This window comes from Brevibacillus ginsengisoli (assembly GCF_050113715.1).
Taxonomy (GTDB): domain Bacteria; phylum Bacillota; class Bacilli; order Brevibacillales; family Brevibacillaceae; genus Brevibacillus_H; species Brevibacillus_H ginsengisoli.
Genome location: NZ_JBNJQR010000007.1, coordinates 66,833 through 81,314, shown reverse-complemented (window position 1 = coordinate 81,314; position 14,482 = coordinate 66,833). Strand labels below are relative to the sequence as shown.

Below are 14,482 nucleotides of genomic sequence, written 5' to 3'. Positions count from 1 at the left end.
CGATTAGAACTTTTTAAATGTCGAAAAAATATTCAGATTTTTCCAATAAAACTAATTGCTAGTTCCTGGAGAAAGCGCTATCATAAGTTCTAAAGAAAAACTGACGACTGATTCAGTTTTCAGTTTTGGTCTATGACAAAGGTGATGCCAGATGACAGAACAGATTACTTCAACCAAACAGACAAGTAAAACGCCAGTTACAACGAAAGGGGCCAAAACGCGCCAGAAGCTTCTGGACGTCGCTGAAGAGGTTTTTGGGGCGAAAGGTTATTTCGCCGCATCGATCATCGATATTACACAGCAGGCCAATGTTGCCCAGGGAACGTTCTACAACTATTTCGAATCCAAATACGAGATTTATGCCGAGCTGATTCAACAGTTGAGCCGTGATTTTCGTATCGAGATCAAGCAGGAAGTGGGTCAAGCGAAGAGTCAGCGGGAAGCGTTGGAGATTGGTATCCATGTTTTTCTCAAATGGGTAAAAAATCACCGCAACCTGTACAGCATTATTCAGCAATCGGTCTTGGTTGATGAGCAGTTGTACCGTTCCTATTACGAACGCTTGGCTCAGGGCTATCTGAAAGGATTGGAGGAAGCGGCCGAGACAGGAGAATTCAAATCGCTTAATGCCGAGACCATCGCTTACTGCCTGATGGGAGTCACCTCCTTCATCGGGATGAGATGGGTGTATTGGGAGAACCAAGAGGTGCCCGACCATGTGGTGCAGGATACCATCACGTTCATTTTTGAGGGACTGGTTAATCATGAAGGAAAAAGGGAGGGAAGTACGTGAACGGGATCGCGCATTGGATTGATAAACACGCTTTTATTACTCCTAAGCGTGTGGCGTTGATCAGCGAATATCGTCAGTTCAACTATCTGGAGATGAGTGAAGAGGTCAATCGGTTGGCCAGAATGCTGGAAGCGCGGTATGGACTGCAGCGCGGGGAACGAATTGGAATCATGGCAGCCAACAGCATCGAGTACCTGATTCTGCTCTTCGCTATCGCCAAGCTGGGCTGTATTGCGGTGGTGCTGAACATCCGTCTGACTCCTGACGAGATCACCTACCAGTTAAACGACAGCGGGTCAAGAGTACTGGTGGCGGAAACAACCTTTAAGCGGGAAGCGGAGCATTTTCTTACGACAACTGGGGTCATGGAGCTGCTGCTTTTTGATCCCGAAGAACCGTCAAGGAATCATTTGCTGGAGCAGGCAGCGGAGTATTCTTCGGCACACTTTGAACGAAGTGGAGTGGACGGCAGCTGTCCGTACATCATCTGCTATACGTCGGGTACAACCGGTCGACCCAAAGGCGCAGTCCTGACACAGGAGAACATGTACTGGAACGCTGTCAACAATGTGATTGCGCTTGATCTATGCTCAACAGACAAATCGCTTACGCTTTTGCCGCTGTTTCATATCGGCGGAATTGGGCTGTTTGCGCTCCCGACACTCTTTGCATCGGGCTGTGTCATTGTGCCGAACCGCTTTGATCCGGATAAGACCTTGCGGATGATTGAGCATTATGGAGCGACGATCGTTATGGGCGTGCCGACCATCTATGATCTGCTGCTAAAAAGTCGCAATTTTGAAAAAACAAATCTTCGTTCTGTCCGATGGTTCTATACCGGAGGCGCACCTTGCCCGTATGAGCTGATCAAGGAGTATTGGGACAGAGGGCTTATGTTTACGCAAGGATTCGGGATGACGGAAACAAGTCCGACCGTGTTCATGACACCACGAGAGGATTATAACCGCAAGATTGGCTCAATCGGCAAGGCCGTAATGTTTTGCGATATACGGGTTGTTGATGATCAAGGCTGTGACGTCAAGCCTGGCGAGATCGGCGAGCTGCTGATTAAGGGCGGCAACGTCATGCAGGGATATTGGAACATGCCAGAGGCCACTGCCGCCACGATTCGCGATGGCTGGCTTATGACGGGGGATTTGGTCACACAGGATGACGAAGGCTTTGTCTATATCGTTGGACGCAAGAAAGACATGATTATCTCGGGTGGCGAGAATATTTATCCGCTGGAGGTGGAGCAGGTGATTGGCCAGCTTGCCTCTGTGGACGGAGTTGCGGTCATCGGGATATCGGACGACAAGTGGGGAGAGGTGCCGGTTGCCGTAGTCGTCGTCAAGGCTGGGCATGAACTGTCTGAAGCGGAGGTAAAAAGCCACTGTTTGAAGCGGTTGGCCAAATATAAGGTGCCGGTTCACGTGAGTTTTGTAAGCGCTTTACCCAAAAACGCCACAGGCAAAATCGATAAAAGAATCATCAAGGCAGAGTTTGTCAGGGAGGAACAGCAGCATGGGTAGATTCGAAATTGGGCAGAAAGCGTCCTTTAGCAAGACGATTACGGAGACGGACGTTGTGCAGTACGCCGGAGTCAGCGGAGATTTTAATCCGCTTCATATGGATCGCGAATACGCCAAATCGACACGTTTTGGAGAGCGTATCGCGCACGGTCTCTTGACCACGAGTTTGTTGTCGGGAGTTTTGGGCATGCATTTGCCGGGACCTGGCTGCGTCTATATGGGTCAGACTTTGCGATTCGTCAAACCTGTCTTTATCGGGGACACCATCACGGCGACCGTTGAGGTGAGCATGTATGACCCGATCAAGGGCAACATCACACTAAAAACAGAATGCCGCAAACAGGACGGCGAGCTTGTCCTGGACGGCGAAGCAACGATGCGGGTGCAACGGGAGGAGCAGGTAGGATGAGTGGAATTGGAATCACAGAAACAGGAGTCTACTTCCCGCCACAAATTGAGACAGCTGCAGAAATCAGCTTGCGTGCGGACATTCCGGAAGAGGTGATTATTGAGAAATTCGGTCTGATCCAAAAGCACGTCTCCGACAGGAGTTTACATGTGTCTGACATGGCCATTCATGCGGCGCGTTCTATTCTGGAAAAGGTGGATCCGGATTCCATCGACGTGGTGATTTATTTCGGCAGTCCCTACAAGGATTACATGGTCTGGACCTGCGGAACGAAGATCGTACATGAGCTGGGGCTCAAAAACGCGTATGCCTTTGAGATGATGAACGTCAGCTCCTGCTTTCCGATTGCGCTGAAGGTAGCCAAGGATATGCTGGTCTCCGATCCATCCATCTCCAACATTTTGCTGGTCGGCGGGTGCAAGGAAGCGGAGCTGGTCGATTACGAGAATGTGCGCTCACGGTTCATGTTCAACTTTGCCGATGGCGGCGCGGCGGCATTGGTTCAACGCGGTTCAGTTCGCAGTAACGTACTGGCCTCCCGTATTTATACGGACGGCTCTTTTCACGATGACGTGCGGGTAGTAGGCGGCGGCTCGAAGTTTCCGACTAGTCTGGAAACGGTTCAGCAACGGCTTCATTATCTCGATGTCAAGGACCCGCTGGATATGAAAAAAAGGCTGGATCCCGTCTCTGTACCCAACTTCGCGCGTGTGGTGCGGGAGGCGATGGCCAAGAGCGGCTACTCCGCCAAAGATATCGATTGGTTGATCCCGCTTCATACAAAACGTTCGATGTTTAAAGAGTTGTTGAACCAACTCGAGCTGACGGAGGAGAAGGCGATTTATCTCGATCATTACGGTCATTTATCGGCACTCGATCCTTGTATCGGCTTGCATCTGGGACGAGAGCGAGGACTGTTCAAAAAAGGGGACAAAATCGTCACGGTAAGCGCCGGAACAGGCTATACATGGGCGGCTACCGTTCTGGAATGGCTTGAATAAAAACAAGGAATATAAGGGGGATACACATGCGTTTGATCAAGCGAGGTATGAAAAGCGGTCTACTTTTGCTTCTGGCGGTAACCACTGCGTTGGTCACGGCTTGCTCCGGTCAGCAGCAAGTCCAGGCGCCATCACAAACACAAGGACAAGGGACATCTGGCACAGCCAAAAAAGACCCGATCCGAATCGGTGTGCTCGCTTCCTTGACGGGTGCGCTGGAGGATTACGGTAAGCAGACGAAGCGTGGGTTCGAAATGGGGATCGAATATGCCACGGGAGGAACCAATGAAGTGGCAGGCCGTCCAATCGAGGTGATTGTCGAGGATACGGAAACCAAGGCGGATGTAGCCGTGAAAAAAGCGACAAAGCTGCTCGAGGACGACAAGGTAGATTTCATCGTCGGTTCATCCAGCTCGGGTGATACGCTGGCGGTAGTTCCACTAGCGGAAGAGCACCAAAAAATCATGGTCGTCGAACCGGCCGCAGCGGACAGTATCACTGGAGCCAACTGGAACAAATACGTATTCCGTACGGCACGCAACTCGTCGCAGGACGCGATTGCTGGTGCGCTTGCCATTGCCAAAAAAGGAACCAAGATCGCCACGCTAGCGCCTGATTATGCTTTTGGACGCGACGGCGTAGCCGCTTTTAAGGAGGCAGCTGTCAAGCAGGGCGCTGATGTCATCTTGGAAGAGTACGCCGATCAGAAAACAACGGATTTCACGCCAAACCTGCAAAAAATCATTCAAGCCAAGCCCGACTATCTGTATGTCATCTGGGCGGGCGCAAATACGCCGTGGAGCCAAATCACTGATATGAAGCTGAAGGAGCAGGGAATCAAAGTCTCCACAGGCGCTGGCAACTTCTCCGCGCTCAAAACAATGAACGGACTTGTCGGCATGGAGGGCTTCAGCCTTTATTATTACGATTTGCCTAATAACAAAGTGAATACGTGGTTAACCGAAGAGCACAAGAAGCGCAACAACGGCGAGGCTCCTGACCTGTTCGTGCCAGGTGGCATGACGTCTGCCATGGCGATCGTTGAAGCGGTCAAAAAATCAAATGGCGATACCAAAGCTGACAATCTGATTCCGTTGATGGAAGGCATGTCGTTCGATTCGCCGAAGGGCAAAATGACCTTCCGCGCAGAAGACCATCAGGCGCTCCAGTCCATGTATGTTATTCGTCTGGATCACAAGGATGGTGTGGAATGGCCTGTTCCCGTCCTGACTCGCGAGCTGTCGCCGGAAGAAACCGCACCGCCCATCCGCAATAAAAAATAGTGAACAAAATGTGTAATCCCAATCACGAGAAGAGGGTGAGAGGATGAAGCCGATTCTTAAGACAGAAGACTTGACAATCGAATTCGGCGGGCATACGGCGGTCAATGGGGTAAACCTGCAAATCACACCCAACACCTTTACCTCCATTATCGGGCCGAATGGAGCGGGCAAGACCACCTTGTTCAATCTGCTAAGCGGGCAGTTGAAGCCAACACGCGGAAAAGTGTTTCTTCAGGGGAAGGATGTCACTCAGCTTTCTCCCGCCAAGCGGACACGACTTGGCCTAGGTCGTTCCTTTCAGATCACCAACGTATTCCCATCATTAACGGTATTGGAAAATGTCCGTCTGGCCGTTCAGGCACAGGCGGGCGTCTATTACAATCTGTTCGCCAGTCCCCGTAAGCATGCCCAATTCGAGTCAAAGGCGCAAGAGCTTCTCGATACCGTGCTGTTGGGAGCCAAAGCGAATGCGCTGGCCAAAAATCTGGCGCACGGCGAGAAGCGCAAACTTGAAATCGCCATGCTGCTCGCGCTACAGACAGAGCTGCTGCTGCTTGATGAACCGACTGCGGGTATGTCGTTGGAAGAGGTGCCTTCCATTTTGCAGGTGATCCGGCAGATTAAAGAGCAGGGCAACCGGACGATTCTCTTAATCGAGCACAAAATGGATATGGTGCTAAGCTTCTCCGACCGTCTGATGGTGCTTTTCAACGGGAAGCTTCTCGCTGAGGATACACCGGACAAAATCATGCAGAATGAGCTGGTTCAATCTGCTTATCTGGGAGGTCTGTATGACGACGCTTCTTAAAGTGGATCGGATTGAAACGTTCATCGGGCAGTTCCACATCCTGCAAGGCGTCTCGTTTGAGGTGAAAAAGGGAGAGGTTACCGTTCTTCTGGGGCGCAATGGAGCGGGCAAGACGACAACGCTGCGGTCATTGATGGGCTTAAATCCAATCTCGACAGGAGCGATCACCTTCAAGGGGGAAGCGATTCACCGCCTGAACACCTATGAAATCGCCCGCAAGGGAATCGGTTATGTGCCGGAAGATCAGGGAGTCTTTCCCGACTTGACCATCGAGGAGAATCTCAAGCTGGCTATGCAAAAAACAGATGAAGCCACATTGGAGCGACGCGATTGGATCTTGAATCTGTTTCCCGATTTGAAGACGTTCTGGAAAAAGCCATCGGGCGTACTGTCAGGCGGTCAAAAACAGATGTTGGCCATCGCGCGCGCCTACGTGAACAATAATGAGCTGCTGTTAATCGATGAGCCGAGCAAAGGCTTGGCGCCTATCATGGTGGAAAAGGTGATGGGCGCGATCCGCGAGATGAAGGATCGGGTGACGGTCGTGCTGGTCGAGCAGAACTTTTACATGGCGAGTACTATCGGGGATTGCTACTACATTATCGATGATGGTCGGACGGCTCACTCCGGCCAAATGGAAGAGCTTAAAGCGAACGAAGCGTTGAAAAAAGAATACCTCGGCATCGCGTAAGGAGGTTTGCGGTTTGGATGTGCTGGTCAATTTGACGATCAACGGGATTGCGACAGGCAGTCTGATTTTTTTGCTGGCCGCCGGGCTGACGCTGATTTTTGGACTCATGCATGTGCTGAATTTTGCTCACGGCGCCTTGTTTGCCTGGGGAGCGTACGCCGGGGTCTGGATTTACATGCAATCTAAAAGTTTTTTAATCGGAATACTTGGAGCTATTGTGGTGGGAGTTTTGCTGGGGTGGCTGCTGGAGCGTTTCATCGTGCAGCCGGTCTATGGCAACACCATGTCGCAAATATTAATCACCCTGGGCGTGCTGTTGGTCATGAACGAATGCATCAAGGTGGTATTCGGCCCAAACCAGGTGAGCGTCCAGCTGCCTGACTATCTGAGTCAAAGCTGGATGATAGGCAACGTGATCCTGATCAAATACCGCCTGTTTGTCATTGCGGTAGGCATACTCGTTTTCTCTGGCGTCTTGTATATGTTGAAACGGACCAAGCTGGGCCTTATCGTACGCGCGGGCGTGTTGAATAAGGAAATGGTGCAAGCGCTTGGCATCAATATTCAAAAGGTTTTTCTGTATGTGTTCATGCTCGGCAGCGGGATGGCCGCATTGGGCGGGATGCTGTTTGCGCCTTACTCTGGCGTGATTCATTCCGAGATCGGGATGGATTACGGAATTCTGTCCTTTATCGTAGTGGTCATAGGCGGCATGGGGAGTATACTTGGCTCAGCGATTGCGGCTCTCTTGGTCGGCTTGCTGGGTGCATTCATGGCCTATTACGTTCCGAGCGCGGCATTGGCCGTCAACATGCTGCTGATGTGCGGTGTGCTGATGTTTCGACCAGCCGGCTTGTTTGGGAGATGATGAGAATGAAAACGATCTCGCGTTTGTGGATGGGTGCACTCGTAATCCTTTTGATCGGCTTTCCGTTTGTCAGTGATTCGCGCGGCGCCTTGATCCTGTTGACCCAAATTTTTATTTATGCCGTATTTGCTATGAGCTATGATATTTTGCTTGGCTACACTGGAATCATCTCGTTTGGTCATGCCATGTTTTTTGGGATCGGGGCGTATACGACCGGGATTTTGCTTAGCAGATGGGAACATACCCTGATGGCTTTCCTCGTCTCTCTAGCACTCGTGCTGATCCTGACGGGAATCGTGAGCTACTTGATCGGGGTGATGACGCTTCGGCTGAAAAGCCACTTTTACGCGATGCTGACCTTAGCGATCGCGGGGCTGTTTCTGGTGCTGGCGGAGAAATGGCGCGACTTGACCAAAGGTAGCGACGGCTTTACCTTTTACATACCCGACCTGTTGAAGGACCGAACGACGTTTTATTTCGTGGCGCTCGGCTTCATGTTCGGCATCTTTTACCTGCTCAAGCGGTTTACGGAGTCACCCACAGGCAAAGTGCTGCAAGCCATCCGCGAAAACGAACAGCGGACGGAATCACTCGGTTACCAGGTTCTTCAATACAAAATCATCGCCAGCGTCGTTGCCGGAGTAGCCGCGGGGTTGAGCGGATCGATGTACGCGATTACACTGCGGTTCGTCAATACCTCCGTGTTCGCGACCAACGTCACACTGGACGCGCTTCTCATGACGATCATCGGCGGAGTGGGGACGTTGTTCGGCGGCATGATTGGCTCAGCGCTGATTCTCTTGGCTCATACAGGTTTGACCGATCTGGCCAAGGTGCACTGGATCTTTGAGCGGTGGATGATCTTCTTCGGTGCCATCTATATTCTGGCCGTCATGTTTTTCCCACAAGGTATTGTTGGCAGCATCCGGCAATGGCGGGAAAAATGGACCAAAACTGTAGCTTCTAAATAGGTCAAAACTACTAAAATCCTGGTTCACTTTCATAGTGAATCGGGATTTTTTTTCGACAAATCCTGAAACAGGAAAAAAATTTTACAGTAATTTCTTCATCTGGTATGATACGAAGTGTCGAAATTTGTAATATACTCAAAACCGTGTCTTTCATCAGAAAATTAATCTTGATGATAGGACGATTCCAGTTAGGGAGGCTTCTATGGAGAAAGCTTGCGAAGTTTTTTATTCCAGCAGAAATCCTAGTTTGGACGAGAAAGGACGCAAAAAAGAAACTGAATTTCGCCAATTAAAGGCAGGTTAGCGCATTTACATATAAATGATTAGCGGAATGAAATTGGATAGGAAGACTAGACAAAAAAATTAGAAAGAATCGCAGGGAGAGTCATTATGTATAAACGTGTAATTTCTGAAGAGGACTATCAAAAATTCCATCAGATCAAAAAAGCGGTTTGGGAAGAAAATGGTTTTGAAATGGAATCCGCAAAAGCGGGCTCCACTTGTTTCTTAATGATTGCGGAGGAAGGCGAAGCGGTAGGAACGGTTGAATTTACGCCTTTCGCAAAAGTTAGTGATTCTATGAAGAATTTATTCCAAGATGTTCTGGAAGAAGACATGGTCGCCATGGAATTAGACAGCTTTGCCGTTCTTCCCAATTACCGCAAAAAACTAGGTGGAGAAATTGTATGTTTAATGGTTGATTTTGCCGAAAAACATGGGTTTACACATGCAATTGCCATTTTCCAGCCAGCCTATTTGAACTCACTGCAAAATCGTTACGGATTAGAAGGCAAGCAGGTCAAAGAGCAGTTCTACTATAAGGGCGATAACGTAGCCCCAGGCATCCTGAATCTAAAAGAAATGTATACAAACAAACAGGATGGCCGATTTTCATGGTATTCAGAGCCAGTCGAACAGAAGGAGGAAGTATTAGCGTGGGGAACATCGACTTACTAAGAAGGCGTAACAATTGGGTTGTTCTTGTATTTGCGAGCATTATCACAGGTCTTCAACTTTTGAATCTTTATATGGGAATTTCACTTGGCTTTGTGTTTTCAGTGCTGGGTATTATTTATGTACTCTTGGCGCCAATGGCTTATATTTCGAATCGTCCAAGCCTGCAAGCGACAATGGCTCCTATCGGGAAATATTTTAACCTTGTAGTCATTGGCGTGTTCATGTTCGTCATTGCGAAACTTGACCCGCACATGATTAACATTTGCTTCATTTATTTCTACATTGCCGTGATGGGAATCTACCAAGACAAATTGATTAACCTTCTAGCCATTATCATTGGTATATCTGTAGAGACTTACTTTTTCATAACAGATGGAGAAAAGATCTTCCATACAACTTCTTGGAATGAAGGGATTTACTTCTTGTTAACCTTGGTCTTCGTCTCTTTAGCGAGTATGTTACAAGCCAAATTCAATAATAGTTTGCAAAAAGAGAATGAAGAGCAGAAGTTAGAAGCAATTAAATCCAAAGATTCTCTTCAAAAAATACTGAATCGCATCAACAATTCCCTTGTTTCTGTGAAAACCTATCAAGAAAACCTGAACCAAGCCACAGAGGGAGCGAATAATCGAGCGGTTGAAATCGTTGCCTCTATTGAAAGCATTCTGCATACGTTTGCCGATCAAACGAAGCAATCCGTTGAGGTATGTAAGGAAATGGAATCGACTAACGCACAAGTCGAGGATATGACTCGCTCCGTAACGGAAATGCATGAATATGTGGAGTCTACGAAGGAAGCGACTGTAGAAAGCGGCAAGAGAATTGAAATTCTCGAAAATGATTTGGAAGATTTCAATGGAAATATTCAAACGACAATCAATCTGATGCAAGAACTTCATTCCGAAACAGAATCTATTGAAAGAATTATTCAAGCCATTTCCGATATCTCCGCTCAAACGAATTTGCTTGCCTTGAACGCGACGATCGAAGCGGCAAGAGCAGGTGAGCATGGACGCGGTTTTGCTGTGGTTGCCGATGAAGTAAGAAAACTGGCGGAATCCTCAAAAGTATCGTCCGAATCCATTGCGGAGCTCCTCCTGGCTTTCCGAGGAAAAATTGAGCTCGCATCGACGACGATCTCCGAGTCCAAAACGTCTATTGAGAAGAATCGCGAAGGTATGGGAGAAGTGAAGGCCATATTCTCTGATGTCGATTCCTATATGAAAACTTTCTCCGATCGAACCAAGCATTTGCATGAATTCATCAATGATGTGCGAGGAATGATGCAGGAAGTAAGCGCCAAGGTAGAGGTTACCGCTAATGTTACGGATACGAACAAAGATAGCCTGGAAGATGTCTTAGGACTTGTTTCTAAACAACAAAAGGAAATCATTGATCTATCTGACGGCTTTGGACAGCTGGAAAAACAAATGTCGGATCTCAATCGCTAAGAACTTGAATGCAAAAAAAACGAAACTCCATTGGGAATCCAATGGAGTTTTTGTGATTTTATCGGAAAGTCTAATAACTTTACAGAGGTAAAGTTATTAAACTTTCCTTCCATTCGCGCAAGCCTTGAAAGAAATGAAAAAAAGCCTCTTTATAAGGTTTATTTATCTTATTTGAATATAGTTTAGTTCCCATTAGTGGAAGTTGTATCATTTTATATGAGCCACATCGAGCCAATTCTATTGGCGGATGGCCCCTCGAAAATAGACGAACACTGCTGGAAGTAGAATAACCAATGCAAAGGAGTGGAGATCATGATCAGTCAACTTTCATGGAAAGTTGGTGGACAGCAAGGGGAAGGAATCGATAGTACCGGAGAAATGATTGCGATTGCGTTGAATCGTTTAGGGTACTATCTTTATGGCTATCGCCTTTTTTCTTCCCGAATCAAAGGTGGACATACTGAATACAAAATCCGTGTCAGTACGAAGCCGATTGGTGCTATCTCAGACAAAGTGGATATTCTTGTGGCTTTCGATCAGGAAACGATCGACGTTAATCTTCAAGAACTTCATGAAAACAGCTTGATCATTGCCGATTCCAAATTTTCTCCTCAGGTTCCAGAAGATCGAAAAGGAAATCTGTACACTGTACCGTTCACTGAAATAGCCGATCAATTGGGAACTTCATTAATGAAAAACATGGTGGCCCTTGGTGCATCGACTATTGTTTTGGGGCTTCAACCAGAAGTATTTACTGAAGTAGTGACTGAAGTGTTCGCGAAAAAAGGACCAAGCGTTATTGCCAAGAATATGGAAGCGATTTCAAAAGGTGCAGAGTACTTCCTTGCCCAACAAGGCGGCAATCCGTCAAACCTGCAATTGGAGCCTGCGGATGGCAAGAAACGCATGTTCATGATTGGTAACGAAGCCATTTCTTTGGGATTTATCGCGGCTGGTGTCCGTTTCATGTCCGCTTATCCAATCACTCCAGCTTCAGAAATTATGGAATATCTATCGAAAAAGCTTCCTGAACTGGGTGGAGCCGTGATCCAGACGGAAGATGAAATTGCTGCGGCAACAATGGCGATTGGAGGGAACTTCGCAGGCGTGCGAACCATTACAGCTACCTCTGGTCCTGGTTTGTCGCTGATGACGGAAGCGATTGGACTTGCGGGTATGACAGAGACTCCGTTAGTGATCGTTAACACCCAGCGTGGAGGCCCTTCAACCGGTCTTCCAACCAAGCAGGAACAAAGTGACGTCAACGCGATGATTTACGGTACACATGGGGAAATCCCTAAGGTTGTACTTGCTCCTGGTACTGCTGAGGAAGCGTTCTATGATGCCATTGAAGCCTGCAACATCGCGGAAGAATATCAGGTTCCCGTCATTCTCGCAACCGACTTGCAATTGTCTTTAGGCAAGCAAACCGTAGAACCGCTAGACTTCAATCGGATTCAGATTCGCCGTGGCAAGCTGGTGATGGAGGATCAGGAAGAGCAAGCAAACGGATTGTTCAAGCGTTATGCGTTCACTGAGGACGGAGTTTCTCCTCGTGTGATTCCAGGTGTGAAAAATGGGATTCATCACGTTACCGGTGTTGAACATAGCGAGACTGGCCGTCCAAGCGAGCAGACAGCCAACCGTAAGAAAATGATGGACAAACGACTGAATAAACTCAGCTCGTTACGGATTCCGAACGCTATTCTTGTGGATGCCAAACAGGAGACTCCAGACGTTCTTTTCGTGAGCATGGGATCGACTCGTGGCGCTGTTCATGAGGCGGCGGAGCAACTTGAGCAAGAAGGTATGAAGTTCAACCATGTCCATGTTCGCCAGCTTTGCCCGTTCCCTGTACAAGACATTCTGCCATATGTCCAACAAGCGAAACGGATTGTGGTGGTAGAAAATAACGCGACAGCCCAACTGGCCGACCAATTGAAGCTATATACAGGAAATGCTGAGAAGATTGCCTCTGTCCTCAAATATGACGGCAATCCGTTCCTGCCTTCGATCATCTACCAAGAAACCAAGGAGCTGATGAAATCATGGCAACCTTCAAAGACTTTCGTAATGATGTAAAACCAAATTGGTGTCCAGGGTGTGGCGACTTCTCCGTTCAGGCAGCGATTCAACGCGCGGCAGCCAATGTCGGGATTGAACCAAACAATCTGGCGGTAATCTCCGGTATCGGATGTTCTGGTCGGATTTCAGGCTATTTGAACTCGTACGGCTTGCACGGTATCCACGGACGCGCTTTGCCAATTGCTCAGGGAGTGAAAATGGCGAATCGAGAATTAACCGTTATTGCATCCGGTGGAGACGGGGATGGTTTTGCCATCGGTACAGGTCATACGGTTCATGCGATCCGCCGAAATATGGACATCACCTATATTGTGATGGATAACCAAATCTATGGATTGACCAAAGGCCAAACCTCTCCGCTCAGCAATGTTGGATTTGTCACCAAGAGTACGCCTAAAGGCGCGATTGAAACGCCTCTTTCCGCCTTACAATTGGCCCTTTCATCGGGTGCTACCTTCGTTGCGCAAGCCATGGCGAGCGATCTGAAAGAAATGACGGATCTGATCGAGAGAGGGATCAAACATGAAGGCTTCTCATTGATCAATGTGTTGAGCCCTTGTGTCACGTTCAATAAAACCAACACCTATGATTGGTTCAAAGAACACGTCAAGAGCTTATCGGAGATTGAGGGCTACGATCCTTCCAATAAGGGTCAAGCTTTTCTTACCCTCTTGGAAAACGAGGATCTGGTCAGCGGACTGATTTATCAGGATACGACCAAAAAACCATACGAAGATGTAGTGCCAGGTTTCAAGGAAGAAGCGCTGGTTAAGCAATCCAATGAGCTAGAACCGGCTTATTTTAGCAAACTGTGCGCTGAGTTTATGTAAATAGTATTCCAGTAGCCAAAAACACTAAGGGGTACCATTAGACAGTAGTAGACTGTCCAGGTACCCCTTTTAGATGTTTCTTTGGTTATCTCATTTTACAGGCTGACAGAGCTTGTATCTTCTTTCCGGACGGCCAACTGTCCCGTAGAGAACTTCTACTTCCAGTTCATTGTCGGATACGAGAAACTCCAGATACCTTCGCACTGTACAGTGGCTTACTCCAACTATTTGCGATAATTCATCCGCATTGACGCTTCCGGTTTCGTGCTGTAATTTTTCTCGAATAATTTTTAATGTATGCTTGTCAATGCCTTTAGGCAAGCATTTGACCGTGGTTTCTTCTTGATTGGCCACCGATTTTTGTTGAGGGTGAAAATATAAATCGACTTCATGCTGATCCATGAATTTGGTGTGAGTCAGCTGCTGTCTCGTGAAAGAATATTGTTCCAATGTGGATAAAAACTTGTCGATCATAATCGGTTTAATAATATAACTGAAAGCCCCGCCTCGAATCGCTTCGCTCACTGTGTCCGCATCATTGGCCGCCGTAACCAGAATAACGTCAATTTCCCGCTGATTCTTTCTAATTTCCCAAAGCAAGTCGATTCCATTCATATCAGGCAAGAAAACATCCAACAGAATCAAGTCAGGTGTGAATACTTCCAGTAGCTCTAAAGCCTGTTTGCCTGAGCTCGCGGAAGCAATGACACGATATCCATCCATTTTATGAGTGAATTGTTCGTATATTTTTGCGGCTACTTCATCATCTTCCACGATCATAACCGTAATCTCTTTCGACATAC

General features: G+C 47.9%; 14 protein-coding genes. 13 read left to right on the top strand and 1 reads right to left on the bottom strand.

Annotated elements, in window-relative coordinates:
• The first annotated feature begins 151 nt into the window (after positions 1-151).
• The 13 genes from ACQCN2_RS15165 to ACQCN2_RS15105 all read left to right on the top strand — a co-directional run bounded on the left by ACQCN2_RS15165 (position 152) and on the right by ACQCN2_RS15105 (position 13,679).
• Positions 152-793, top strand: a complete 642-nt coding sequence (locus tag ACQCN2_RS15165; RefSeq protein WP_426929780.1) for a TetR/AcrR family transcriptional regulator — start codon at positions 152-154, stop codon at positions 791-793.
• On the top strand, positions 790-2,325 hold the full coding sequence (gene menE / locus ACQCN2_RS15160) for an o-succinylbenzoate--CoA ligase (protein ID WP_426929779.1): 1,536 nt from the start codon (positions 790-792) through the stop codon (positions 2,323-2,325). Before ACQCN2_RS15165 ends, menE begins: the two co-directional genes overlap by 4 nt.
• A complete protein-coding gene (locus ACQCN2_RS15155) occupies positions 2,318-2,734 on the top strand; it encodes a MaoC family dehydratase (RefSeq protein WP_426929778.1) in 417 nt (138 codons plus the stop codon). The genes menE and ACQCN2_RS15155 overlap by 8 nt, the downstream gene beginning before the upstream one ends.
• Positions 2,731-3,735 (top strand): 3-oxoacyl-ACP synthase, encoded by a 1,005-nt coding sequence (locus ACQCN2_RS15150; RefSeq protein ID WP_426929777.1) that lies wholly within the window; start codon positions 2,731-2,733, stop codon positions 3,733-3,735. The genes ACQCN2_RS15155 and ACQCN2_RS15150 overlap by 4 nt, the downstream gene beginning before the upstream one ends.
• A 26-nt stretch (positions 3,736-3,761) precedes the next feature.
• On the top strand, positions 3,762-5,018 hold the full coding sequence (locus ACQCN2_RS15145; protein WP_426929776.1) for a substrate-binding domain-containing protein: 1,257 nt from the start codon (positions 3,762-3,764) through the stop codon (positions 5,016-5,018).
• Positions 5,019-5,061: 43 nt separating this feature from the next.
• A complete protein-coding gene (locus tag ACQCN2_RS15140; protein WP_426929775.1) occupies positions 5,062-5,826 on the top strand; it encodes an ABC transporter ATP-binding protein in 765 nt (254 codons plus the stop codon).
• The gene (locus tag ACQCN2_RS15135) at positions 5,810-6,517 is read left to right on the top strand and encodes an ABC transporter ATP-binding protein (protein WP_426929774.1); all 708 of its coding nucleotides are present in this window, start codon (positions 5,810-5,812) and stop codon (positions 6,515-6,517) included. The genes ACQCN2_RS15140 and ACQCN2_RS15135 overlap by 17 nt, the downstream gene beginning before the upstream one ends.
• Before the next feature lie 13 nt (positions 6,518-6,530).
• Positions 6,531-7,385 (top strand): branched-chain amino acid ABC transporter permease, encoded by an 855-nt coding sequence (locus ACQCN2_RS15130; protein WP_426929773.1) that lies wholly within the window; start codon positions 6,531-6,533, stop codon positions 7,383-7,385.
• Positions 7,385-8,356, top strand: a complete 972-nt coding sequence (locus ACQCN2_RS15125; RefSeq protein ID WP_426929966.1) for a branched-chain amino acid ABC transporter permease — start codon at positions 7,385-7,387, stop codon at positions 8,354-8,356. The genes ACQCN2_RS15130 and ACQCN2_RS15125 overlap by 1 nt, the downstream gene beginning before the upstream one ends.
• Positions 8,357-8,746: 390 nt before the next feature.
• Positions 8,747-9,313, top strand: a complete 567-nt coding sequence (locus tag ACQCN2_RS15120; RefSeq protein ID WP_426929772.1) for a GNAT family N-acetyltransferase — start codon at positions 8,747-8,749, stop codon at positions 9,311-9,313.
• Positions 9,292-10,764 (top strand): methyl-accepting chemotaxis protein, encoded by a 1,473-nt coding sequence (locus tag ACQCN2_RS15115; RefSeq protein WP_426929771.1) that lies wholly within the window; start codon positions 9,292-9,294, stop codon positions 10,762-10,764. Before ACQCN2_RS15120 ends, ACQCN2_RS15115 begins: the two co-directional genes overlap by 22 nt.
• 312 nt (positions 10,765-11,076) lie before the next feature.
• Positions 11,077-12,846: a 2-oxoacid:acceptor oxidoreductase subunit alpha gene (locus tag ACQCN2_RS15110; RefSeq protein WP_426929770.1), complete on the top strand. Its 1,770-nt coding sequence runs from the start codon at positions 11,077-11,079 to the stop codon at positions 12,844-12,846.
• Positions 12,813-13,679, top strand: coding sequence for a 2-oxoacid:ferredoxin oxidoreductase subunit beta (locus ACQCN2_RS15105; RefSeq protein WP_426929769.1), 867 nt, complete (start codon positions 12,813-12,815; stop codon positions 13,677-13,679). The genes ACQCN2_RS15110 and ACQCN2_RS15105 overlap by 34 nt, the downstream gene beginning before the upstream one ends.
• Before the next feature lie 90 nt (positions 13,680-13,769).
• On the opposite strand, the gene ACQCN2_RS15100 is transcribed toward ACQCN2_RS15105, so the two are convergent.
• Positions 13,770-14,480: a response regulator gene (locus ACQCN2_RS15100; protein WP_426929768.1), complete on the bottom strand. Its 711-nt coding sequence runs from the start codon at positions 14,478-14,480 to the stop codon at positions 13,770-13,772.
• Positions 14,481-14,482 lie beyond the last annotated feature (2 nt).